Annotated in this window: 19 protein-coding genes; 10 read left to right on the top strand and 9 right to left on the bottom strand. The window is 67.8% G+C overall.

All coding sequences use genetic code 11. The features are described from left to right. Positions 1–2 precede the first annotated feature (2 nt). Complete coding sequence (locus H6717_38610; protein ID MCB9583014.1) at positions 3–1,214, top strand: PEGA domain-containing protein; 1,212 nt, start codon at positions 3–5, stop codon at positions 1,212–1,214. Here H6717_38610 and H6717_38605 read toward each other — a convergent pair. Beyond that, positions 1,211–1,927, bottom strand: coding sequence for a hypothetical protein (locus tag H6717_38605; protein MCB9583013.1), 717 nt, complete (start codon positions 1,925–1,927; stop codon positions 1,211–1,213). The two genes, H6717_38610 and H6717_38605, sit on opposite strands and share 4 nt — an antisense overlap. Before the next feature lie 116 nt (positions 1,928–2,043). On the opposite strand from H6717_38605, the gene H6717_38600 reads away from it, so the two are divergent. Continuing rightward, positions 2,044–3,531 (top strand): hypothetical protein, encoded by a 1,488-nt coding sequence (locus H6717_38600; GenBank protein MCB9583012.1) that lies wholly within the window; start codon positions 2,044–2,046, stop codon positions 3,529–3,531. A gap of 7 nt (positions 3,532–3,538) precedes the next feature. On the opposite strand, the gene H6717_38595 is transcribed toward H6717_38600, so the two are convergent. The 4 genes from H6717_38595 to H6717_38580 all read right to left on the bottom strand — a co-directional run bounded on the left by H6717_38595 (position 3,539) and on the right by H6717_38580 (position 10,552). Beyond that, positions 3,539–5,071 carry a DUF4178 domain-containing protein gene (locus H6717_38595; protein MCB9583011.1) on the bottom strand — a complete coding sequence of 511 codons (1,533 nt, stop codon included), beginning with the start codon at positions 5,069–5,071 and terminating at the stop codon, positions 3,539–3,541. Between the two features lie 4 nt (positions 5,072–5,075). After that, a complete protein-coding gene (locus tag H6717_38590; protein MCB9583010.1) occupies positions 5,076–6,971 on the bottom strand; it encodes a hypothetical protein in 1,896 nt (631 codons plus the stop codon). Between the two features lie 177 nt (positions 6,972–7,148). Next, positions 7,149–9,032: a hypothetical protein gene (locus tag H6717_38585; GenBank protein ID MCB9583009.1), complete on the bottom strand. Its 1,884-nt coding sequence runs from the start codon at positions 9,030–9,032 to the stop codon at positions 7,149–7,151. Between the two features lie 71 nt (positions 9,033–9,103). Further along, the gene (locus H6717_38580) at positions 9,104–10,552 is read right to left on the bottom strand and encodes a protein kinase (protein ID MCB9583008.1); all 1,449 of its coding nucleotides are present in this window, start codon (positions 10,550–10,552) and stop codon (positions 9,104–9,106) included. A gap of 406 nt (positions 10,553–10,958) precedes the next feature. Between H6717_38580 and H6717_38575 the strand changes: the two genes are divergently transcribed. Then, a complete protein-coding gene (locus H6717_38575; GenBank protein ID MCB9583007.1) occupies positions 10,959–11,633 on the top strand; it encodes an OmpA family protein in 675 nt (224 codons plus the stop codon). Between the two features lie 119 nt (positions 11,634–11,752). Then, positions 11,753–12,082, top strand: coding sequence for an AgmX/PglI C-terminal domain-containing protein (locus H6717_38570; GenBank protein ID MCB9583006.1), 330 nt, complete (start codon positions 11,753–11,755; stop codon positions 12,080–12,082). Positions 12,083–12,140: 58 nt separating this feature from the next. Here the strand turns inward: H6717_38570 and H6717_38565 are convergent, their stop codons facing one another. After that, positions 12,141–12,557: a hypothetical protein gene (locus H6717_38565; protein ID MCB9583005.1), complete on the bottom strand. Its 417-nt coding sequence runs from the start codon at positions 12,555–12,557 to the stop codon at positions 12,141–12,143. A gap of 110 nt (positions 12,558–12,667) precedes the next feature. Between H6717_38565 and H6717_38560 the strand changes: the two genes are divergently transcribed. Together H6717_38560 and H6717_38555 are read left to right on the top strand one after the other, a co-directional pair. Beyond that, positions 12,668–13,621 carry a hypothetical protein gene (locus H6717_38560; protein MCB9583004.1) on the top strand — a complete coding sequence of 318 codons (954 nt, stop codon included), beginning with the start codon at positions 12,668–12,670 and terminating at the stop codon, positions 13,619–13,621. Beyond that, positions 13,621–14,394, top strand: coding sequence for an SDR family oxidoreductase (locus H6717_38555; protein ID MCB9583003.1), 774 nt, complete (start codon positions 13,621–13,623; stop codon positions 14,392–14,394). Before H6717_38560 ends, H6717_38555 begins: the two co-directional genes overlap by 1 nt. Before the next feature lies 1 nt (position 14,395). On the opposite strand, the gene H6717_38550 is transcribed toward H6717_38555, so the two are convergent. Next, the gene (locus H6717_38550; GenBank protein MCB9583002.1) at positions 14,396–14,983 is read right to left on the bottom strand and encodes a TIGR00730 family Rossman fold protein; all 588 of its coding nucleotides are present in this window, start codon (positions 14,981–14,983) and stop codon (positions 14,396–14,398) included. Between the two features lie 30 nt (positions 14,984–15,013). On the opposite strand from H6717_38550, the gene H6717_38545 reads away from it, so the two are divergent. The 3 genes from H6717_38545 to H6717_38535 all read left to right on the top strand — a co-directional run bounded on the left by H6717_38545 (position 15,014) and on the right by H6717_38535 (position 17,961). Further along, complete coding sequence (locus tag H6717_38545) at positions 15,014–16,060, top strand: hypothetical protein (protein ID MCB9583001.1); 1,047 nt, start codon at positions 15,014–15,016, stop codon at positions 16,058–16,060. 33 nt (positions 16,061–16,093) lie between these two features. Next, positions 16,094–17,347: a protein kinase gene (locus tag H6717_38540; GenBank protein ID MCB9583000.1), complete on the top strand. Its 1,254-nt coding sequence runs from the start codon at positions 16,094–16,096 to the stop codon at positions 17,345–17,347. Positions 17,348–17,415: 68 nt separating this feature from the next. Beyond that, entirely contained in the window at positions 17,416–17,961 is a 546-nt protein-coding gene (locus tag H6717_38535) for a DUF1232 domain-containing protein (protein ID MCB9582999.1), read from the top strand. 189 nt (positions 17,962–18,150) lie between these two features. On the opposite strand, the gene H6717_38530 is transcribed toward H6717_38535, so the two are convergent. Beyond that, complete coding sequence (locus tag H6717_38530; protein MCB9582998.1) at positions 18,151–19,929, bottom strand: protein kinase; 1,779 nt, start codon at positions 19,927–19,929, stop codon at positions 18,151–18,153. A gap of 97 nt (positions 19,930–20,026) precedes the next feature. Continuing rightward, positions 20,027–20,698, bottom strand: coding sequence for a hypothetical protein (locus tag H6717_38525; protein MCB9582997.1), 672 nt, complete (start codon positions 20,696–20,698; stop codon positions 20,027–20,029). 132 nt (positions 20,699–20,830) lie between these two features. Between H6717_38525 and H6717_38520 the strand changes: the two genes are divergently transcribed. Next, positions 20,831–21,895 carry a hypothetical protein gene (locus H6717_38520; GenBank protein ID MCB9582996.1) on the top strand — a complete coding sequence of 355 codons (1,065 nt, stop codon included), beginning with the start codon at positions 20,831–20,833 and terminating at the stop codon, positions 21,893–21,895. Positions 21,896–21,994 lie beyond the last annotated feature (99 nt).

The raw sequence follows: 21,994 nt of genomic DNA, 5'->3' as shown, positions 1-21,994 counted from the left end.
GGATGATCTTCCTCACAGCCTTCACCCTCGCGGGCCACGCCGTAGCGGACGCCGAAAGCGACGCCCGCGCGTTTTTCAACATCGGCGCCAAGGCCTATCAAGGCGGCAAGTACGTGGACGCCGCGCACGCCTTCGAGGAAGCCTACAAGCGCTCTCCGCGTTCCGGTCTCCTGTTTTCCCTGGGTCAGGCCCATCGCATGCAGTTCTTCCAGGACAGCAATCCCGCGCGGCTCAAGGACTCCGTCCGCTACTATCGCGAGTACCTGCAGAAGGACCCCAACGGGCGCCGACGGGGGGAAGCCACCGAGGCGCTGGGCAAGCTCGTTCCGCTGCTGGAGCGGCTGGAGGCCGAAGGCGCCGCGGAAGCTGCTCCGCCGCCGCCGCCCAAGCCGCGGGTCATGATCTCTTCGCCCACTCCCAACGTGCGCATCAGCTTCGATGGGCGTCCGGTCGAAGGCAGCACCCTGGTGAAGGAGGTCACGGCCGGCAAGCACACGGTGCTCCTCACCGCGCCGGGCTTCGAGGACTACTCCCGGGAGATCGTGGTCAACGAGAACACTGGAGCTCCGCCCCTCGACGTGTCCCTGAAAGAGAAGCCGGCGCGGCTCGCGATTTCCGCTCCGAGTGGCGCGGAGATCGCCCTCGACGGCCGCTATCAGGGCGTGGCGCCCCTGCCGGCCTTGGAGGTCGTCGCCGGCAAGCACTTCGTCGCTGTCACTCTGAACGGCCACGAAGCCTTCACCAAGAGCGTGGACCTGAAGCGCGGCGAGCGGCGCACCCTGAGCGCGCGCATGGCGGCCACCGGTCAGCGCACCACGAGTTGGATCCTGATGGGCGTCGGAGCTTCGGGCATCGTGGCCGGCGGCGTGCTCGGTGCGCTCTCCATCCGCAAAGAGAACCAGGCTCAGGACATCGCGGATCAGGCCAAGGGCGCCGGCAATCTGACGCCGGTCCAGCTCGGCGAGTACAACGATCTGCGCGATCGTCGGGACAGCTACCGACTCGCCGCAGTGATCAGCGCCGGGGCCGGTGTGGCGGTGGGCGCCACGGGCTTGGTGTTGTACGCGTTCGACGAGCCCAAGGTTCAGGTTCCCGAGCTGGACGAAAAGTCGGCGCCTGCCCGCAAGCCGACGGTACCGGGCACCATGGAGATCTCCGCCACGCCGATGTGGGCGCCGGGCCTTGGCGGCGCTCAGCTCCTCGGCCGCTTCTAACCTCCTGGGCAGGTGAGCGTCAGGGAGCCGTCCGCGGCTGCCTCACACCAGTCGCCGCAGGGCTCGTTCGCGACGCAGCTGCAGCTCTGACACTGAGCGGGCAGAGGCTTGCAACCGTAGGAGTCGGGCTCTCCGCCCACGTCGGAGACGCCTCGCAGGCAGTACTCGCTGCCGAAAGCGCAAAACACGTCCCCGCAGGCGAAGGTGTCCATTGGTGGGGTGCAGCCGCCGTTCTTGTTCACGTCCGTGCCCCCGGCCATCGCGGCGCAGGCGTTCCCCGCGACGCTGCCGTCGCAGCTGCACACCGGGGCGTAGAGCAGGTCACAGCCCGTGGGCTTCGGCTTGCAGGTGCCGGCCATTCCCTGGCCGCAACGGTCGTCCGGGTAGTCGCAGTACTCGCCCGCGGCACACGGCACCGTGGGCGCGCACTGACCGGCGCTGCACACTCCGCTCGCTGGGAAGGCGGCTCCCGGTGGGCACACGGGCATCCCCGTCGCGTCGCACACTGGGCTCACCGGATTCCCCGCGCCGTCGCAGCACGGCACCAGGCTCTCGCAGCCGCCGGTGCCGCCGCTGCCTCCCGTCGTGGCCCCGCCGCCGCCGCCGGCCCCAGAGCCCCCGGCGCCGCCGGAACCATCCGTCTTGGCAGAACCACCGCAGGCCGAGGCGAGAGCGCCGAGCACGAACAACGTCAGGAAGGGACGGAGGGTCATCCAGCAGGCTGGTGCAAGCCACGTTCCACCCAAGCCCAAGCCGAATTCGCAGGCGGTGTGCCCGAGTGTGCCAATGTCGAAGCGACTTCGACGCATGCGATGCCCTATAGTCGTCGATGGTGAGCACGCCGGCGCAGCCTCCCAAGTACTCGGCCCTGTGGGACTTCTTCCTGGTGATCATGGCGCTGTCCGCCTGGCCGCTGCTGCTCCTGTTGCGGGGCCCGCTGGTGCGCGAGGCCGGAGGGATCGGCTGGAACTTCATCGCGTTCTGGCCTCTCGGGGCTGCGCTGACGCCGCTCTTGCTGCTCACCCTGGTGGACTTCGTGTCGCGCATCCGCCATCGCACCTTCACCGTCGTGGTCATCTCGGGGTCGCTCCTCGCCGTGCTGGCCCTGCTCACCGTGTGTCATCTGCCGGGCGTTCGTGAGTCACTGGTGCTGAGCGACTTGAAGAACGGCAGCGGCCTCGGTTTCGCCCACGACGACGTGAGCGAGCACGTGGAGGACGACACCATCATCGGCGCCGAAGTGCTGAAGGACGCCAAGCTCAACGCACGCCTGGTGAAGGAGCTCACGCCGAAGCTCGCCACCGACATCAGCGAGGCGGAGTGGGACGACGTCATGCTCCGCTCGGCGTGGCTCGCCGCGGCCTTTCGCGCACAGAAGCGCCCGCTCTCCGAGCTCTCGACGCTGCCCAACGGCGCTCGCGCGGTGATCGGGCTCTTGGGAGTGGAGGCCAAGCCGGAGCCGTCCCTGAGCTGGCTCGGCAAAGTGGTCTCCCTGTCTCCTGCTGGCAGTTTCAAATTGGGTTTGCTCGGCGCGGAAACCGCGCGGACGTTGGCTCACTCCGTCGCGGCATCCGCCAGTGCACTGCCCCAGTCGGACCTGGACGCCTTCGTCTATGTCGTCTGCGCACACCCGGAGCTGCTCTCCACGGCGGAGGTGGATCGTCTGCTCGAGGTGCAGAAACAGCGCGCGCCGCTGTCCACCGCGACCACGGACGCAGTGGTGGTCGGCACTCGTGCAGACCTGGATCGCGTGCTCGAGCTGCGTCGCGAGCTCGCTCGCCGCCTGGGCCAGCGCAGCACGCTGGGCGTCACGCTGGTGTGGGACGGCAAGACCGGCTTCGACGAGCTCACTTCGCCCACCCAGGAGATGGTGACCGACCTGTTTCAGAGCTCTGGCTACCAGGTGACGAGCGGCAAGGACGTCACCGTGCACGTCGCCTTTCGACGGGCGGACTTGAAGACTCGCTATCGCGACACGATCTTGCTCGGCTTCGATCTCAACGACGGGCGCGGCGCGCCGACCATGCCTACGGCCGCGGAGCTCACGGTGGCGGCGACCGCCACCGCCACGGCCACCACGACGGCGCCGACCAGCACCGCGCCCGGTGTCGCGACCGGGACGGCGCCGATCGGGACGCCGACCGTCGCGACGGCGGTGCCCGAGACGGCGACGGCGCCCGTGGCCCAGTTGCTCGACGCGCGCAAACCCGTGGAGCTGCCCACCTTGTTGGATGCGAAGCGGCGCGCCGCTTGGCTCTTCGCTGTGCCGCTCTACTTCTTCGACATCACGCCGAGCTCGCTGCGACCGAAGTCGTGAGCCGGGGTCACTTCCCGCCACTGTAGCTGGAAGAGCCGCCTCGGTAGCTCGAGCTGCCGCTGCTCGAGCTGCTGCCGGTGCTGCGGGACGGGAACACCCCGCTGTAGGACCGGGGATAGGAACGCGCGACCTCGCCGTAGCTGTTACCCACGTAGGGGCGGTCCGTGTTGCAGCCGCCGCAGGTGACCAGAGAGCAGCTCAGCAGCACGCCCAGGGTGAGGGTGCCGAGCAGCGTGGCGATCCGGAGACCACTGCGGGGCGGCGGTGGGGGCAGCGTGCGCCCCGTGTGGATCCCGAAGGCGTTCTTCAGCAGCGCCCAAGGAACCGGTGCCGAGTGGCTCCAGCGCACTTCTCCGGGGCCGGCTTCCCGGCTCAGGACGTCGCGACCGTGGATGAAGTCCATCACGCCGGTCGTCTCCCCGACCTCGCACTTCCAGTAGACCTCACCGAGCACGTAGTCCACGCGCGCGCTGTTCTGGTTGCGGACGCTGAAGGCCTTGCCCCCCCAGCGAACGCGTCCCGGCATGGCAGAGAGGTCCAGCTCGGATCCATTCACGGGCGTGACCCATGACCACTGGCCCTCGTCTTTCACCAGCCAACGGAATCCGATCGGCTGGCTGAAGAGCAGATACTCCTCCCAGGTGAATCGCTCTCCATCGAACTCGGTACTGCGGCGCATGTAGGCGATGCACACCCACTCCACGCCTTCGATGTTGCCTCGGGATCCGACGGGGATCTCCGGAGCGCGCATGGCGCGCTCTTGCTGGGCGACGACCTGCTGCAGCGCGATGTCGCTGACGGCGCCACAGTAGGGACAGCCGATGCGCTGAGAGCGTTCTCCGGCGAGCTTCGGGATGTCACCGCCGCACGCGGGGCAGCGAATGTCCTTGGTTTGAACCTTCTGGCTGCTGCGCTCCCCCAGCTGGGTGACGACCATGTCCGGCTCGGAGAACACGCGCCCGATGAACGCGGTCGGTGCCGCGCTGCCGTCGCCGTAGTCCAGGGTCGCAAAGCCGTTCTGGGGCGCGAACAAGTCGGCGTACTGCCGGCGGAAGCCCGGCGGAAACGCCTCCGGCAGCTCACCCTCGGCGCTGGTGATGGTACCGGTCTTGATCTCCGCGACGCGATAGCGCTCTGCGCCGAGCGCCACGTCCTGTTCCAGCTCGAGGGAAGCCCGAGCGGGGATGGGGACGCCGGGCGCTTCGCTGGAGACGATCCACTGCCCTTGGGCGTACGCGAGCCAACCCCACGCGGCGCCGTGGTCGAAGCTCACGTAGTACTCGTCCCAGGGACCTTGCCCGTGATCCAGCTGGACGCGGCCGAGTACCTCGAACGCGCGCCCGCCCAGCGTGCCGATGTCGCCGATGGCGATCAGCGATGGGGTGTTGGCGATGGCGGCGACTTTGCCCAGGTTCTCGAGGCCCCGGTCGCTGCGGACGACCGTTGCGTTGCAGAAAGGGCAAACCTTCGCGATGGACGCTCCGACCGAGAACTCGATCGGAGCGCCGCAGCTGGGGCACGTTCCCTGGGCTACCGCCATCGCGTCAGTTGCAGGTGCAGACGGCCTGCTTCTGAGCGATGGCCACGCAGTTGCCGCCCCAGGACGTCTCGCAGCAGCTCTTGTCTTGTGCGCACACCGCGCCGGAGCAGGTGGAGCAGCCCACGCCCTTCTGACCGCCGAGGGCCTCGCCGGTCACGCACTCGCTGTGGGAGCACGTGCCCGTGAAGCACTGGTTGCTGCACTCCACCAGCCCCGCGGCTTTTTCCACACACAGCGAGTCCCAGGTTCCATTCTCCGTGTTGCAGCAGAACGGATCCTGATCGCACACCACCTTGCTGCACGAAGAGCAAGCACGAGATAGTGCGGCTCCTTCGTCACAGGCGTCGTGGGGGCAGGGATCGTTCGAGGTGCCGCATCCGCCCGGGCATACGGCCGTCGCCGCTTTCACGCACAAGGCGTCCCAGCCCGACGAGCAGCAGTAGGGGTCCACGGTGCAGATCGCCGTCGAGCACAGCGAGCACGCGCTGAGCAGCGGGCCGCCTTCGGTGCAGGTGTCGTGATCGCACTTGCCCGTAGTGGAAGACCCCTGACTCCCGGCGCCGCAACCCTTCGTCGGATTGGAGCACGGGATGCACGCGCCGTAGCCTGCGGCCACGGGCTGGCACTGCATGTGGAGCTGGTGCTTTTCTCCCTTGCCGAACAGCTGGTCCATCAAGAACGCCGCGGCGATCTGTGCCAGTGGGTCGCCGGCGAACAGGTCGTTCACCACCGGGTCCAGATCGATGGGCTTGCAGTCTGCGTCCGTCTTGCAGGGCACGCACAGACCGCACTTCTTGTCGTCGATCAGATTGATGCTCGCGCACTTGGGCATGGGGTACGACAAGACGGCGTCGTTGAGCTTCACCTTCTTGATGCCCAGGTTCAGCTCGTCGGAACCGACCAGATCCTTGATCAGCTTGCCGACGTCGATGTCCGCCGTGACGCCCGCGCAGTTCCCGTCCGTGGAGCACAGATTCGTCGCGGAGTTGAAGGGCGCCGGAAGTGCCACGCCGCCGACGTCCTCGCACCCCTGCGCCGGCACGGTGCAGGTGCCGTGGGTACCGTTGTTGATGGGGTACTTGCAGGTCCACTTCTCCGTGGAGTTCGTGTTGCCGCAGCCGTAGCACTCGGCGTCCGTGGTGCAGTCGCCGCCCGCGGTGGGGCTGCCCTGCTGGCCGCAGGGCTTCACGCAGTTACCCTTCTCGCACTCGAGGCCGGCGCCGCACGGCTTCGTGTCGGAGCACTCCGCGCACTGATGTCCGTTGCACGCGTCGAGCTTCTTGCCGGCGGTCTCGCAAGCTCCGCACTCGGAATCCGTGGTGCAGGAGAGCGGGCACTTCTGCTCGCACTTGCCCTCCGCGCACTTGTCCGAGCCGAGACACGCGGACTTGTCCTGTTCCGTGCAGGCCTGACATTTGCCCGTGGTCGTGTCGCAGATCTGGTGCATCGGGTCGCAGGCCACGCAGTCCTTGTTGGCGCTGCAGGTGACGGTCGGCTCACCCTGGGCGTCCGTAGGGCAAGTGGCCTCTTCCGGTGCGCAGATACCGAACGACGTGCAGGTCTCGCCAGGGGCACAGCCGGTGTTCGCCGTCGGGTCACAAGCGACGCAGCGGTTCTCGTCGAGCTTGCACTTGTTGCGTCCATAGGTGCAGCCGTCGCACTCGCCGTCCGAGTGGCAGTTGTTCAACAGGCAGATGCCGCTGCCGTTGGCGGCGCTGCCGCCGTTGCCGCTCTGGCCACCGAGCCCGCCGCCGTCTCCGGAGCCGCCTCCGGAGCCGCTGTTGCCTCCGGTCAGCTTTGGGCCGCCGTCCCCGCCGCTGGCGCTGCAGCCGGGCTGGGCCATGACTACCGTGAACAGGGCCATCACGGCGGACAGAAGAACGCTTCGAGCTTTGGGCATTAAGGACAATGGGGCCTCCGAGACCTGGAGCATCAAGGATACCGAAACCCGGGCCGCCGCGCATGTCCGGGGTCACGTGACGGGTTTCGCGCCGGACCAACAACCAAACGAAACCCCGACAAAAGCGAAACGCGCCGCCCCTGGGGGACGGCGCGTCGCGCGGGCTCCGAAGGGAGCTCAGTTACAGCTGCAGGCCGACTGCTGCTTGGCCTCGTTCACGCACAGGGAGTCCCAGTCCGTGGTGCAGCAGTAGGAATCCGCCGCGCACACCGCGGTGGCACACGAGGAGCAGCTGTTCGTCAGCGGTCCGCCCGTGCTGCACTCCGAGTGCGCGCAGCCACCGCCGCTGCAGGCGCCGGAGCACTCCGTGGCCTGCTGGGCTTCGCTCACGCACACGCTGTCCCAGCTGCCGCTGGTGTCGTTGCAGCAGAAGGCGTCGCCGTCGCACACGGCCTTCACGCAGGCGCTGCACAGCGGTGACAGCGCGGTGCCCGTGGTGCACGGGTCGTGTCCGCAGCTCGAGCCGCCACCACCGCAGCCACCGGCGCAGTAGTCGTCCACCTCGCTCTTGCAGGTGCTGTCCCAGTTGGTCGTGCAGCAGAAAGCGTCGTTCTTGCAGACCTCGGCAGCGCAGGTGCCGCAGCTCGGATCCAGCGGCCCACCGGTGGTGCACACGTCGTGGTCACAAGTACCGCCACCGCCACTCGTGGTGCCGCCGCACGCCTTGGTCGGATTGGCGCAGGGGATGCACACGCCATAGCCCGCTGCGACCGGCAGGCACTGGAAGTGCAAGCTGTGGTCCTTGTTCTTGCCGTACAAGAGATCGACGAGCACCGCGCCGGCGATGGTCGCCAGCGGGTCGCCCTTGAACAGATCCGAGATCAGCGGGTCGAGCTCGATCTTGGAGCAGTCGCTGTCCTCACGACACGGCACGCACACGCCGCAGCTGATGCTGTCAGTCAGCTTGATGTCGGCGCAGGCCGGCATGTTGTACTGGATGTTGGCGTCCTGGATCTTGATCTTCTTGATCCCGACGTCGAGCTCCGGACCGCCGATGAGACCGCGGATGGCCTCGCCGACGTTGTACTGGATGCCGATACCCTTGCAGTCGTTGTCGTTGGAGCAGAGGTTCGTGACCTTGTCGTAGGGCTCGGGAAGCACTGCGCCCTGGCCCAGGTCGGAGCAGCCCGCCGCCTGCGGGGTGCACGTGCCATGAGTGCCGCCATTTATCGGGTATTTGCACTTCCAGGCAGGGCTCGTGCTGCCCTGGTCTCCGCAACCGCCGCAGTCCGCGTCCACCTTGCAGGCGCCGGAGGTGCTGCCGGGCAAACCGCAGGGCTTCACGCAGGTGCCCTTCTTGCATTCCATGCCCGCAGCGCAGGCGTAGGTGTCGGAACACTCGGCGCAGGCGTGGTTGAAGCAGGCGTGGGCCGGCTTGCCACCGCTGTCGCAGCGGCCGCAGTCGTTGTCCACCGTGCAAGAGTCAGGGCACTTGTGCGCGCACTTGTTGTCGACGCACACGTCCGTCTGCAAGCACTGGCTGGTGTTCGTGTCCGTGCAGGCCACGCACTTGCCGACGGTGGTGTCGCAGATGCGATGCATCGGATCGCAGGCATCGCAATCGCCGTTCTGAGTGCACGCGATGGTCGGCTCGCCGGTGCCATCCGTCGGGCAGTTCTTGCCGACCTCTACGCAGGTCCCGAAAGACGAGCACTCCTGGCCGGCCGGACAGCCTTCCGTCGGCTTGGCCGGATCGCAAGCGATGCAGCGATTGCTCGCTAGGTCGCACTTGTTGCGATTGAAGGAGCAGCCGTCGCATTCCGCGTCGGACTTACAGTTGTTGAGCAGGCACACGCCGGTGCCGTTGCCGGAGCCCCCGGCGCCGCCGAGCCCAGCGGTGTTGCCGCTGCCTCCGGTGCCGGAGTCGACTTTCCCCGCGCCACCGCCACTGGCGCCCTTGCTGCTGGCGTCACTGCCGCAGCCCGGGAGTCCCAGGGCCAAGGGCACACACAAGGCCGCCGCCGCGACCAGGACGTTTTTGATACTGATGCTTGAAGACACGATCGCCTCCCGGAAGAAACTTCCGCCCAGGATACCCGAAGGCGGGGCGCGTTCTCAAACCCCGAACGCGCTCATTTCAGCCGGTAGATCACTTCCGACCCCACGATGAGGTCGTGGGCGGCGCGCTTCTGGGGGTGGAATGCCGCCAGAGCGAGGCCCGCCGCGTACAGCAGGCTGAGCAGCGCGTTGCCGAGAAGCACCGCAAATACGAGACCTTTGAACGCGTCCACGTCGGACAGCTGGATCTGGTGCACCGCTACCTCGAGGCCTCCGCGGCCCTGGGTGATCAAAATCACGAGACCCACCAGGAACGGGAGCCACATGCTGGCCACGGTGCGGGCGGCGGAGCGGCCGAAGCCGAGTTTGCCGCCGTCCAGGCGTCGTACCTGGAGGTTCAGCAGGTATTTGCCGATGGTTTGTCCCCGCGTGGCGTGGACCACGGTGATGTACGCCAAGTGCAGCGCGAGCCCTGGGAGCCCCAGCAGGCCAATGACAGCCCCGGCCAGGGCGACGTCGATGCCGACGGCTGCGCCCCGGGCCCAGAAACCGCCGTGGCGAACGGCTTCCGGCGCAGCCGCCTGCAGCGCCGCGGTCAGCTCGTCGTAGCTGGCGTAGCGCTTGGCGGGGTCCTTCTCGAGCAGTCGATCGATGACCTTGGCCAAGCGCGCGGGCACGTTGGGCTTCACTTCCGCCAGCGGCTTGGGGCGCTCCGTCAGATGTCGGCTCACGACGGCCAGGGGCGTGGGACCGTCGAAGGGCGGGCGACCTGCCAGCAGGTGGTAGAAGGTCGAGCCCAGCGCGTACATGTCCGCGCGCTGATCCACGGCGTCCCCGCGCGCCTGCTCGGGCGCCATGTACAGCGGGCTGCCGACCACGGCGCCCTCTTGGGTGATCTTCGAGTCGGTGGTTCCTACCGGCTTGGCGACGCCGAAGTCGGCGATCTTCACGTCGCCGTTCTTGTCGAGCAGCAAATTGCTGGGCTTGATGTCGCGATGGATGATGCCGGCGTCGCGGGCATCTCCGAGGCCTCGTGCCACTTGCAGCATGAGCTGTCGCGCGCGCTCGGGCTCCAGTGTGCGGTCGTCTTCCAGCACCGCTTCCAGCGCGCCGCCTTCCACCAGCTCCATCGCGAAGAACAAGGACGCGGGCCGATCTCCCTGTGTGGGAGTTCTGCCGATGTAGTAGATGTGCGCGACGCGGGGAGAGTTGAGCCGGGCCTGGGCGCGCGCCTCTCGAATGAAGCGCTCGAACAGCTCGGGATCGTTGGCCAGCTCGTCCGGCAGCACCTTGATGGCGACGCGCCGGTCCAGCGAGCGATCGTGCCCGACATAGACCGCGCCCATGCCACCGCGGGCCAGCGGCTCGAGCACGTCGAAGTGGTCGAAGCGCGCGCCGACCCAGCGGCGGAGGGCCGCGTGGGCGCTGTCCCGGGAGGGGCGGGGACCACTCTCGGCCAGCACGGTGGTATCGAAGGCATCGGCGTCCCCGCTCATGGTCACCCGTCGTTCCAATGCTCTCACGGGTTGGACCGGAGCAAGCCACATGCCGTCGGATTTTCCCGCTCGGGCGCCCTTTGGCCCTCCCCGGAGTGTGATTTGTTCACGGCCGTGGGAGCCCCTTGCCACAGCGCGAGGGATCCTTCGCGGTGCTCCCGTCGTACAAAGCGGCAGGCCAGCCATTCTGTAATTGTCTTAGTCATTTCGGGTGATTGCGGGGTCGCGGCGAATGTCCGCGGGGTATTCCCCGTCCAATCAGGCGCGCACGAGGATGGGCTTGCTTATGCGCCTGCGGGTTGACCCGCACCCAACGCTGGTGGCAAACCGGGGCCCCGATGAAGGGGGGCCTCAAAAGCCCTTGGACGTGCATCCGAAACCGATGCCAGGGAGTTCCCAGATGACCGCACCGCACTTGCTCAGGATCCGGAAGTTGACCCTGTCGATCGGAGGCGTCGCCGCCGTCGTCGCTTTCATGTCCGGCTGCGCCGGCACGAAGGTGTTCGAAGGGCAGACAGCGTTCTCCGTGATGGGCACACCGCCCGCACCACCCGCGCCGCCGCCGCCGCCTCCGCCAAAGAAGGACGAGCCGCCGCCGCGCGTCGAGGTTCGCGAGAACAAGATCGAAATTCACGAGAAGATCCAGTTCGAATACAACAAGGCGACCATCAAGCCGGAGTCCTTCAGCTTGCTCGACGAGATCACGGATGTGATCAAGAAGAACCCGCACATCAAGAAGATCCAGATCGAGGGGCACGCCAGCTCGGAAGGCAACGCCGCCTACAACAAGGCGCTGTCGGATCGTCGCGCCAAGAGCGTGATGAAGTACCTCGTGGATCACGGCATCGAGGCTGCACGCCTCACCGCCAAGGGCTTCGGTTCCGAAAAGCCGATCGCCACGAACGACACCGAAGAGGGTCGCGAGCAGAACCGCCGCGTCGAGTTCAACATCTTGGAGCAAGACGTGACGCAGAAGAAGGTCCAGGTCGATCCGAACACCGGCAAGGAGAAGGTTCTCAGCACCACCTCCAAGGCGGTGAGCGACGACATGAAGCCCAAGGCCGGCCAGCCCGGAAAGCTCTCGAACCCGAAGGCCGGGAACAAGTGAGCCGCTCGCGCGGAAATTCAGCAGGAGATTCGACGATGAAGAAGGTGTTTGTTTCCACCGTCCTGTTCACCGTGCTCGCCGCCGCCACCGGCTGCTCCTTCGCGGCACGCTCCCCCGAGATGTACCGCGACGACACTGCCAAGCTGCTCGACAGCAAGGCACCGGAGATCAAGGCCTGCTACGACCAGCAGCTCCAAGGCAACCAGACTGCAGCGGGTAGCGTGCGCGTGCAGTTCATGGTGCAGAAGGACACCGGTCAGGTCGCTGACGTGAAGGTCGATCCGGCCGGCACGACGGCCCCGCCAGAGGTCGCCGACTGCGTGGTGCAGAACATCAGCGGACTGCAGCTGACGCCGCCGGATCAGAACGACGGCCAAGCGACGTTCACGTGGGACTTCGTGGTGGAGCCCGCAGCGGCACCCCCCGCGGAGCCTGCGCCCGAGAGCTGATCGCGACGCAGCGCAACGACAAGGCGGTGGGCTTCGTGCTCACCGCCTTTCGTCCATTTCAGTCGATGCTCGCCGCGAAGGTGTCACGCAGGCGTTCTTCCATCGTCATGACGGAGCCGCCGGCGATGCCGATCCGGAGCGAGATGGTGGTGTCGTCCCCCCACGGCCACCACAGGCCATAGGCGATGACGCCGCCGGCGGGAGCGGTGCTCAATATGAGCTGGTCGGGTCGTACGCCGCCGGTGCGCTCGGCGAGCTGCTGCACCACCGCTGGGGCCGAGGTGAGGGTTCGGTGGTTCCACTGATGCGGAAACGCCAGGGAAGTCGCGGCGCGCGCCTCCCCCAAAAGGTCGGTGCCAAAGGCGGAGGCCACGCAGGAAAAGCGGGTGTCCCAGCTCCAGCCCCGCTTGGGCCACGCAGTGCGGAAGCGGCCGAGAGCGTCGAAGAGCTCCTGGGCGGAGCTGCGAGAACTCATGGGGTACGAAGTTAGCGGACTTTGGGGGTCGTGGCCTAGGTGATAAGCTCCCTCCACTTCACGTGGGCTCCCGCCGACTCAAAAGGCGACTGTCGCTTGCCGTCCTGCTCGTGGCCTCCAGCTGGGGCGCGCCGCTTTGGGCCCAGTCCGAGGACGATCTGGCCCGGGCCCGGCAAATGTATGGGCAAGGGCTCACTCAGGAGGCGGCCGGCGATTGGGCAGGCGCTTTGAGCGCTTTCCAGTCCGTGGCCCGCATCAAGATGACTCCGCAGGTCCGCTTCCACATCGCGCGCTGCAAGGAGAACTTGGGTCGCTTGAACGAGGCCCTCGGGGGATATCGCTTGGCGGAGTACGAGGCGGGACAAGCCGGCGACAAGGACGAGCTCTTGATTGAGATCCAGAAGGCTCGCGAGGCCCTCGAGAAGCGGGTCCCAAAGCTGGTGATCGAACGAGGGGAGGGAGCCGAGGCGATCAAGATCGAGCTCGATGGCGTGGTGCTCGGGCAGTCGCAAATCGGGCGTGAGGTGAACGTCGATCCTGGGCCTCACGTGGTGGCGGGCGTGCTCCCCGGCGGCAAGCGCTTCGAGCGCACGGTGGAAGTGACGGAGGGGAAGAGCGAGACGCTCCGTCTCGACGTCCCGGAGGGGCTGACTGCCAGCGAGCCGGCGCCGAACCCTGGAGCCGGCTCCAAGCCCACCGAAACCGCGACCACGAGCCCGAAGCCCGAGACCGGCGGCTCTTCCGCCCTGCCCTGGGTGATCGGCGGCGTGGGAGTGGCCAGCTTGGCGGCCTCCGGCGTGTTCTACCTGATGAAGAACAACGCAGAGGACGAGTTGGACAAGGGCTGTCTTGGCCGCGTGTGTCCGGACACCCTCTCGAGCACTCAGGACAAGGGCAAGACCTACGCGACCCTCACCGGCGTGACCCTGGGCGTAGGTGTCGTCGGCGTTGGCGTTGCCACGGTGATGCTGCTGTCCAGTGGTAGCTCCTCGCCGCCTGAGCGCGCTCCGGAGGTTTCCCTCGGCATCGGCCCGAAGAGCGTGACCCTCGGCGGACGCTTCTGATGCCGCTGACCGACAAGGCCGTCGTCGTCACCGGCGCCGGCAGCGGCATCGGTCGCGCCAGCGCTTTTCGATTTGCCCGTGCTGGCGCGCGCCTGGTGCTGCTCGACATCGATGGCGATGGCCTCTCCCGCACGGCCCATGAGCTGTCGAGCCCGGTGGTCGAGGTGGAGGGGGACGCCGCCGACGAGACGACCGTGGGCCGCGCGATCGAGGAGTGCGTGCGGGCGTACGGTCGGCTCGACGGCTACTTTGCGAACGCCGGCATCGTGGGCTCCATGGCCAAGGTGACGGAGCTGTCCGTGGGGGATTTCGAGCGCGTGCTGCGGGTGAACTTGCTGGGGGCGTTCCTCGGCATCAAGCACGCGGCGGGACGCATGAAGAGCGGAGGCTCCATCGTGTGCACGGCGTCCGTCGCGGCGCTCCGCTCGGGCGCGGGGCCGGCCCCCTACAGCGCCAGCAAGGCGGCCATCGTCAACCTGGTGTGCACCAGCGCTGCGCAGCTCTCGGGGACTGGCATTCGCGTGAACGCCATTTGCCCGGGCCTGGTGGAAACGGAGATGACCCGCCCCGTCTTCGAGCTCGCTCGCGCCAAGAAGACGGAGCACAAGATCGGGCAGCTCAACCCGTTGGGGCGCGCCGCGGGGGCGGAAGAGATAGCGGAAGTCGCGCTGTTCCTGTTGAGCGACGCAGCCAGCTACGTCGACGGACAGGCGATCGTCGTGGACGGAGGACTCTCCGCGAGCCTGCCCTTCGTGCCGGGCAAGATGTGGTGATTCAGATCTGCGACGCGTCGCTGAGCCAGCGCGGCTCGGCGTGAGGCGCAGGCGCGGCGAGCAGATCGAGGAGATTGTCGGGGTCTTCGGCCGCGCGCAGCAGGCGCCCCTGCTCTGGCTTGATGAAGCCGTCACGGATGGCCCGCGCCAGGAACACGAACAGCGGGGCGTAGTAGCCCGCCACGTTCAGGATGCCGATGGGTTTGTCGTGCAAGCCCAGCTGCGCAAACGTCGTGATCTCGAACAACTCGTCCAGCGTGCCGAAGCCACCAGGCAGGGCCACGAACGCTTCTCCCAGCTCGAGCATGCGCGCTTTGCGCTCGTGCATGCTGCTCACCACGATCAGCTCGGAGAGGCCATGATGCGCGATCTCCTTTTGCTTCAACGCCTCGGGAATTACCCCGATGACACTGCCTCCCGCGGCGAGGGCTGCGTCAGCCACGGCCCCCATCAGACCTACACTGGCGCCACCATAGACCAGGGTCAGGCCGCGCTCCGCCGTTCGCTTGCCGAAGTCCGCCGCCGCGGCGAGGTAATCGCCGCTGGCGGCACTCGCGCCCGTGAACACCGTGATGGAGCGAGGAGCCATGGGCTCATGCTATCCTGCCGCACGGGATTCATGGCTTGGCTCCGTCGTGTGCTGTGCGCTGCGGCAGTTTTCTCGCAGGTCGCTTGCAGTCTGCCCACGGAGGGCACGGGCGCGAGCACCGCTGACGTGGACGGCGGGACCACCGGCGGGTCGGGTGGCGGCCAGGCGGGCGGGGGCTCGGGCGGCACCGGCGCCACGGGGGGCGTTGGCGGAACCACCACCCACTGCGCAGCCCCCATGAGCTGCATCCCCAGTCCACCAAGCGGCTGGGTGGGCTACGTCCGAATGCGTGGTGAGGGCTATCCACCCGCGGACGTCATGGGCCCCGTGTGCCCGGACGAGTCTACTCCGGAACGCTACTACAGCGGACTGGCTGGGCCTGCCCAGTGCGCTCCGTGTTCCTGTTCCAACCAGAAGGGCGGGAAGTGCGGAACCGCCCCGCTGTTCTGCTCCAAGTCGAGCACCGATTGCTCGGGCGCGCAGGACGCGACCGGGGACGTCGATGGCTGCGGCATCACCAATGGGCACAGCGGGCTCTCCACGCTGTCGTGCTTCATCGGTACCATCCCCGTCGTTTCCGCCGGAACGTGTGATCCTTCGCCGGCGGATTTCTCCAACAAGGATCCGTGGACCGGCGTCAACGACGTGTGCGTGGTCGTCGGCACGGACGGCTGCGGTGAAAACGAGCGCTGCATTCCCCCCGGCTCCGGCGAGTACGCCGGGTACGTCTGCATCCAGTCCCCGGGCGACGTGGAGTGCCCTCCGGATTGGGGTGCCCGAACCCTGGTGTACAAGAGCGTTCAGGACGATCGCAACTGCAGCCAGTGCGTGTGCACGCCGGATGCCGCGAACTGCGTGGACGCGAAGTACGAGATCCACGACTGGCTCGGCTGTCTCACTGGCGGCAAGACCGTGAGCTCCAGCACGTGCGTCGATCTGTCTTCCACGGTCAACGCGGGCTGGTACGCCGAGCGGACGCAGGATCCATTCGCGACCGGCACCTGCACCCCTTCCGGTGGCCAGCCAACCGGCGGCATCTCGGGCCAGGGCGCGATCACGTTCTGCTGTCGCAATTGACGGCGCGCCTGCTCCGAGGCTACGAGAGAACCGGTGCTGGACTTCGAGGAGCCGGAAGAGCTGCTCGGCGCCGTGCTCGATCAGCGCTGGCGCCTGTCCCGGGTTCTCGGCCATGGGGGGCTCGCGGTGGTGTATCAAGCGGAGTCGCTCGAAGGTGGACCGGACTGTGCGGTCAAGATCCTACGCGGTGAGTTCGAGGATCGACCGGAGATCGTCGAGCGTTTTCTGAGCGAGCTCCGCGCCAGCGCCCGCGTGGACCACCCCGGCATCGCGCGGGTCTTCGAAGCCGTGCGGGCGGCGGATGGCACGCCCTACTTGGTGATGGAGCTGCTCGAGGGCAAGCCGCTCTCCTGGCGCATGAACCGCGGGCGTCTGCCGGTGGAGCAAGCCGCGGCGATTGCCGAGAACATGTTGGACGCTCTCGCGGCAGCTCATGCGGGCGGCGTGGTGCATCGCGATCTGAAGCCGGGGAACGTGTTTCTCCTGGGGGACGCGATGAACGGCGCTACCGTCAAGATCCTCGACTTCGGTATCGCGTTGGTGATCGACGCCGCAGGCGGCATGCAGCGCAAGACGCGCACGGGGATGCTGCTCGGCACGCCGGGCTACATGAGTCCGGAGCAGATCCGGAGCATCAAGACCACCGACCCGCGCGCGGATCTGTGGTCCGTCGGCATCATCTTGTACGAGATGCTCTCGGGGCGGCCCGCGTTCTTCGCGGACAACGAGTTCGAGCGCATCACCAAGGTGCTGAACAGCGACCCGACGCCGATCGACCAAGTCGCACCGCAGTACGCGCATTGGGTTCCGTTCTTCCAGCGCGCGCTGGCGCGCAGCGCCGAGATGCGGTTCCAGACCGCTCGGGAGATGGCCATTGCCGTGCGCAGCGTGGCCCGCGGGGCTGGAATGCCCCAGCCTGGCGCTTCGATGCCGCCCCAAGGCTCCGTACCGCCGCAGGCTTCGGCGCCCTACGGCTCGGTACCGCCCGAGACGTACGGTTCCGCGCCGCAGTCACCCATGCCCTACGGCTCCGCGCCCCCGCCGTCGCCGGCCCCGTACGACTCCATGCCACCGCAGGGCTCCAGCCCCTATCGCTTTGGCACCAGCGACACGGCGGTCTCGCCCGGCTCGCAAGCAGCGCCGGCACCGGGCAGCGGAGAGCCGTTCGTGGAAGTCGTCAGCGCCCCGCGAGGTCGCTTCCGCGTGCCCTTGGTGGTCGCCATCCTGCTGGCTCTCGTGACGGGACTCGTGGGATTCGCCCTGGGCCTGCTCGTGGCGCGCATGTGAAATCCTCGCTCGGCGGTTTCCCGATGGCCGCCCGGATGCTATGAGCCGCGTCGGAGGATCTTGGGGAGATGAACGACCTCGACACGCGTTGTTTGGAAGCGTTTCCTGGCTGGCTGTCCACACTGGGGGAGGACGCCCGCGCCCTGGCCGAGTTGGTCGAAAGCGAGACGGGGACCGAAGGCGCCCGCCGCCAACTGGTGCAGGCGCTCAACTACCTGTTCAAGTCCTTGGACCTGATCCCCGATGGCATCGAGGATCTGGGCTTCGTGGATGACGCTTTCGTGTTTCGCACCGCGACGGCCGAGGCCGCCAAGCTGGACCAGGAGCTCGCCGGCAGTGACGCCACGGTGAAGCGCCTGACGGAGGATGCCGCTTTGATCCGCGAGTTCCTGGCGGACGACGCCCCGCGTCTGGAGACGCACGTTGCCGGGCTGGGCTCCAGCAGTGCCCGCGGCCGCACCGCGGACGACGTGCTCGGAGACGCCGAAGTGCGCGCCACCTTCGTGCGCGAAGTGAAGAGCTGGGCGGACGCCTATCAGGCGCCGACCTTCACCCGCGATCCCAAGACGCTGGTGAAGCTCCGCTCGTTCCTCACGGCAAAGCTCCCGAAGTAAGGGCCCGTCCTCTCGCTGCGGCGAGCGCCCTCGTCGCTGCGATCCTCGAGCTACTTCAGTAGCCCTCAGCGCTCGCGGGCGCCCGCCTTGCTTCGGTCTCGGCAGTCTCGCGACGCAGTCATTTCCAAACGGCCCTGACTTCGGGGTCCTCTGGATGTTGGTGCGGCGCGAGCCCCGTCGCGCCGCGGCTCACCCGGCAACGGCGCGGGAAACCGCGGTGCTGCGCCCGGCGCTCTGGTTCGCGTCCTGCTCGTCCTGCGAGTTGAGCTCAGCCATCAGGTCGCGGCACTCCGGGCGGTTCTTGAGCTGATCCATCAGCACGCGGGAAGAGTCGTGGAAGACCTTCTCGAACTTCAGACCTTCGCGAGCGCGGGCCGCCACCTTCTCGCGGCCGGCCGAGAGATCCTCTTCCAGCGCTTCGGCGTAGCGCGCCAGTTGAGCCCGAAGCTCCTCGATCTGTCGCCGCAGGTCCCGGGCAGTCGCCTCGCGACCAGCACGCCGCGCCTCCCGCGTTTGTAGCCACTGGCGCTTGGCTTCCACCATCGCCACGGCGGCGCCGGCGGCTTCGAAGATGGCGCGCGTGCCCTGACCGGCGCGATCCGCCTGGTCCGCGAGAGCCACGCGCTCCTTGGCGGTCTGCTGAGCGCTTGTCAGCTCCCGCCGCGCGCTCTCCTCTTCTTCGCCATAGGCCGCGGCGTCACGCAGGGCGCGCGACTCCTCTTGCGCCAGCTCCTCCACCTTGCGGCCGATCTCGGCGCGCAGCGCTCGACCTCGGCGCTCCAGCGCCTCGAGCTTGCGCGTGTGGCTCGCGATCTCGCCCTCCAAGCCGTTGGCCTTGGCGGCCACGTCCCACAGCGCCGTGAGCGCAGCGGAAGCTTCCGGGGGCGCGTTCCCCGAGGGGAACGCCCGCGCCAGCATGCGCGCGAACAGTCCCGCCCGGGCCGCCCACTCGGTGACCCCCAGCGACTTCGGCGGCGGGGGGGGCGGGGGCGCCACGGGAGCGGCCTCGCCGCCCTCCTTGTCCCAAGAAACGCTGGGCAGCGAGCGCTGCAACGCCTTGAGCTCTTCCAGCACGTGGTGGCCGTCCCGATAGCGCTTGCGCGGATCCTTCTCGAGCAGGCGCAGCACGATGCGCTCCGCTACCGGGCTCACGTCCTTGCGGATGCTGTTGGGCCGCGGCGCCGGGGCGCTGCGCTGCATTTCCAGCAGCGTGTCGCGGTCGCTGGCCCGGAACGGGAGCTGCCCCGTGAGCATCTCGAAGAAGAGCACGCCCAGCGCGTACAGGTCCGATTGCGGTCCGGCTTGCTCGCCCCGGGCTTGCTCCGGAGACATGTACTCCGGCGTGCCGAACACCGCCCCCTTGGGCGCCAGCCGCGGGTCGTGAGCCAGGGCGGCGAGGCCGAAGTCGAGGATCTTCACGAAGTCTTTTCGCCCGCCGCGAGCGGTGAGCAGGATGTTGTCGCTCTTGAGATCGCGATGCACCACGCCCAGGTCGTGGGCGCGCGAGAGCGCCGCGCCCATCTGTTCCAGGATGTCCACGGCCCGATGCAACGGCATCGGGCCGCGCGCCAGCTCGGAAGACAGGGGCGTACCGATCAGGTACTCCATCACCAAGTACAGTTCGCCCTCGTCCGTCTCGCCGATGTCGTGGATGTCGATGATGTGAGCGTGGTCCACGCGATTGGCGGCGCGTGCCTCGCGCAGCATCCACGCCCGGAGATGCGTTTCTCCGCGCAGGTCCGGGCGGATGAGCTTCACCGCCACTACGCGATCGATGAGCACGTGGCGGGCGCGATACACGATGCCCATGCCACCTTCGCCGATGCGCGCTTCCAAGCGGTAGCGGCCAGCGATGACTTTGCCTAGGGACGGGTCGTCGGAGCCACGAGTGCGCGAAGACTTGTGAGGCGCTGCTTGTGCCATGAAGTTCTTGGGGGCGCCGTCGAACGGAGCGCCGTAGCGAGGCATGTTACGGCAAGCGCTGGCCGGGACAAAGCCCGAGACAGGCCCATCACCGCATTTTCCCAGCGGTTTTTCTGCCCGCCGCGTCGAACGACGCTTCGACTCAGAAGACGAAGTTGAAGACCGGTACGCGCACCTCGGTCTTCTGAGAGACGCCGTACTGGAAGAGGTCTTTCTTCGAGTACATGTCTCGAATTTCCACCGCCGGCAGGCTCAGAGTGAGACTGCCCTGTCCCATGCCCACCAGCGCCGGGGGGGCTGCGCCGTAGTGCAGGGTCGCGGGTGCGGAGTAGTGACGCGCCAGCTTCTTCGACGGCTTCTTCCGAGGCGTCGCTTTGGCGCCGGCGGCCGGAGCCGGGGTTGCCGAGGGCGGCTCCGCGGCAGGCTCCGCCGAAGGCCCCGTGTCTTCCGTGTAGTTGGCTGGAGGCTCGTAAGCGGAAGCGCTGAGCACCGCGACGGTGGTCGGGATCACCAATGCCATCCCGCCGGTCAGCAGGTACATCGACACCTTGGTGTCGGCGCTGTCTTCGATGAAGAAGCCGCCCACGCCGCCGGCGATGCCACCCGCTACTCCGCCGAGGGCATAGGCCCACCAGGGCTTCACCTTCAAGGCCGCTTCCGTGAGCATCACGGCCTCGCCGCCCAGTAGGGCTCCGCCGGTGATCCCCTTACCAGTCGGGGACGCCTCCGCCTGGTCTTCGGCGGCCAAAGCGGTGCGCGGCAGGGTGGCCAAGGTCGTCGCGGCGAGCGCGAGTACGAGCGAGAGCTTTCGCATCATTCCTCCCAGAGGGGTGTCCTCGGGGTTCTGTTGACCCGGGACCCAAGAACATTCGGCAGCATAACAGAGCGAGGCCGCTCGGGAAGGGCGCGATGGGAGGTTCCGCGGCGCCCCGACAAAATCATGGAAATGTTCGAAAAGTTTCTGTTTTCCACGCGGCTCCGGAGGCTCATCATGGCCCCCTGTGGCATGAAGGCCCTGTCTCGAAGAGCCCTGAAAGGTGCGCTCTGGGCCGCTGGCGTGGTGCTGGTGGTGGCCTCTGGCGCTGGGTTGGTCCGGCTGTTGCCGTGGCTTCTCGCCCCCGACGTTCCGCTGGAGGTGTCGTGGCCCTTCGCCCGTGCCCTGGCGGCAGCGGCTACCGAGACCGCTTACTTGATCGGCGTGCCGCTGGGCTTCGCCTTCGGCATGGCGCGCGCGACGGAAGCAGGAGAAGCCCGAGCGCTGTTCGCCGTGGGGGCCTCTCCGGCGCGGTTGATGCTCGGCCTGATCCCCGTTGGCGTCGCGCTCACGCTGACGTTCCTGGCGGCGGCCTTTGCTTGGGACAGCGGTGCCGATCGTCCGGGCGTGTTCGCCGGAGAGCTCATCACCCAAGCGCGGGGAGGCTGCGTGGGCGCGGAGCGTCCGAAGAGCATCGTGGTGCCCCTCGTGGGGGTCACGTGGTTGTGTTTCCCCGGGCGCGCGCCCCGAGTGAGCGGTCCGTTGCCCGGCAGCGGGGGTCGAGCCTGGTTCTCGGCGACCCGCCTCACGCCCAGTGAGGATCTGCGGGCGGTGGATCTCGAAGGTCTCACCCTCGCTGCAAAGCGCGGCATCATGGTCAGCGTGCATGCCAAGATCGGCCACGTCACGGGGCTGCCGCCCTGGGGTCGCAGCGCCAAGCTCTCGCCGCCCTTGCGTGCAGCTTGGGTGGGGGCAACGACCCTGCTCTCGAGCCTGTGGGTGGCGTGGGCGATGCTCCGCTTCGGTTTTCGAAGTCGGGCCGTCGCGCTGATCGTGGGGGGAGCGCCGAGCCTCTGCGCGCTCGCCGCGCTCTCGCGCTTCGAGCAGAGCGACTTGCCCCGGGCGGCAGTGGCGGTAGTTCCCGCGGCGGCCCTCGCTGCGCTGGGGCTGGCGGTGCTCACGCTGCGAATCGCTGCAAATCAATGGCGAAAGCGCCGTCGCGGGGCGCCGTTGCTCGGCTACAGCCGGCGATGTTAGAGCGCGTCACGGGTTCTTTCTGGCGCACACCGCCATCTGCAGCGCCGGCGCTCGTCGAAATACCTCCTCGCAGGCGGCCCCCAGCGCCTCGAGATGCGC

The sequence above is a fragment of the Polyangiaceae bacterium genome (assembly GCA_020633235.1).
Taxonomy (GTDB): Bacteria; Myxococcota_A; Polyangia; order Polyangiales; family Polyangiaceae; genus JACKEA01.
Note: the sequence above shows the minus strand (reverse complement) of the source record. Positions and strands in the feature narration are given on the sequence as shown.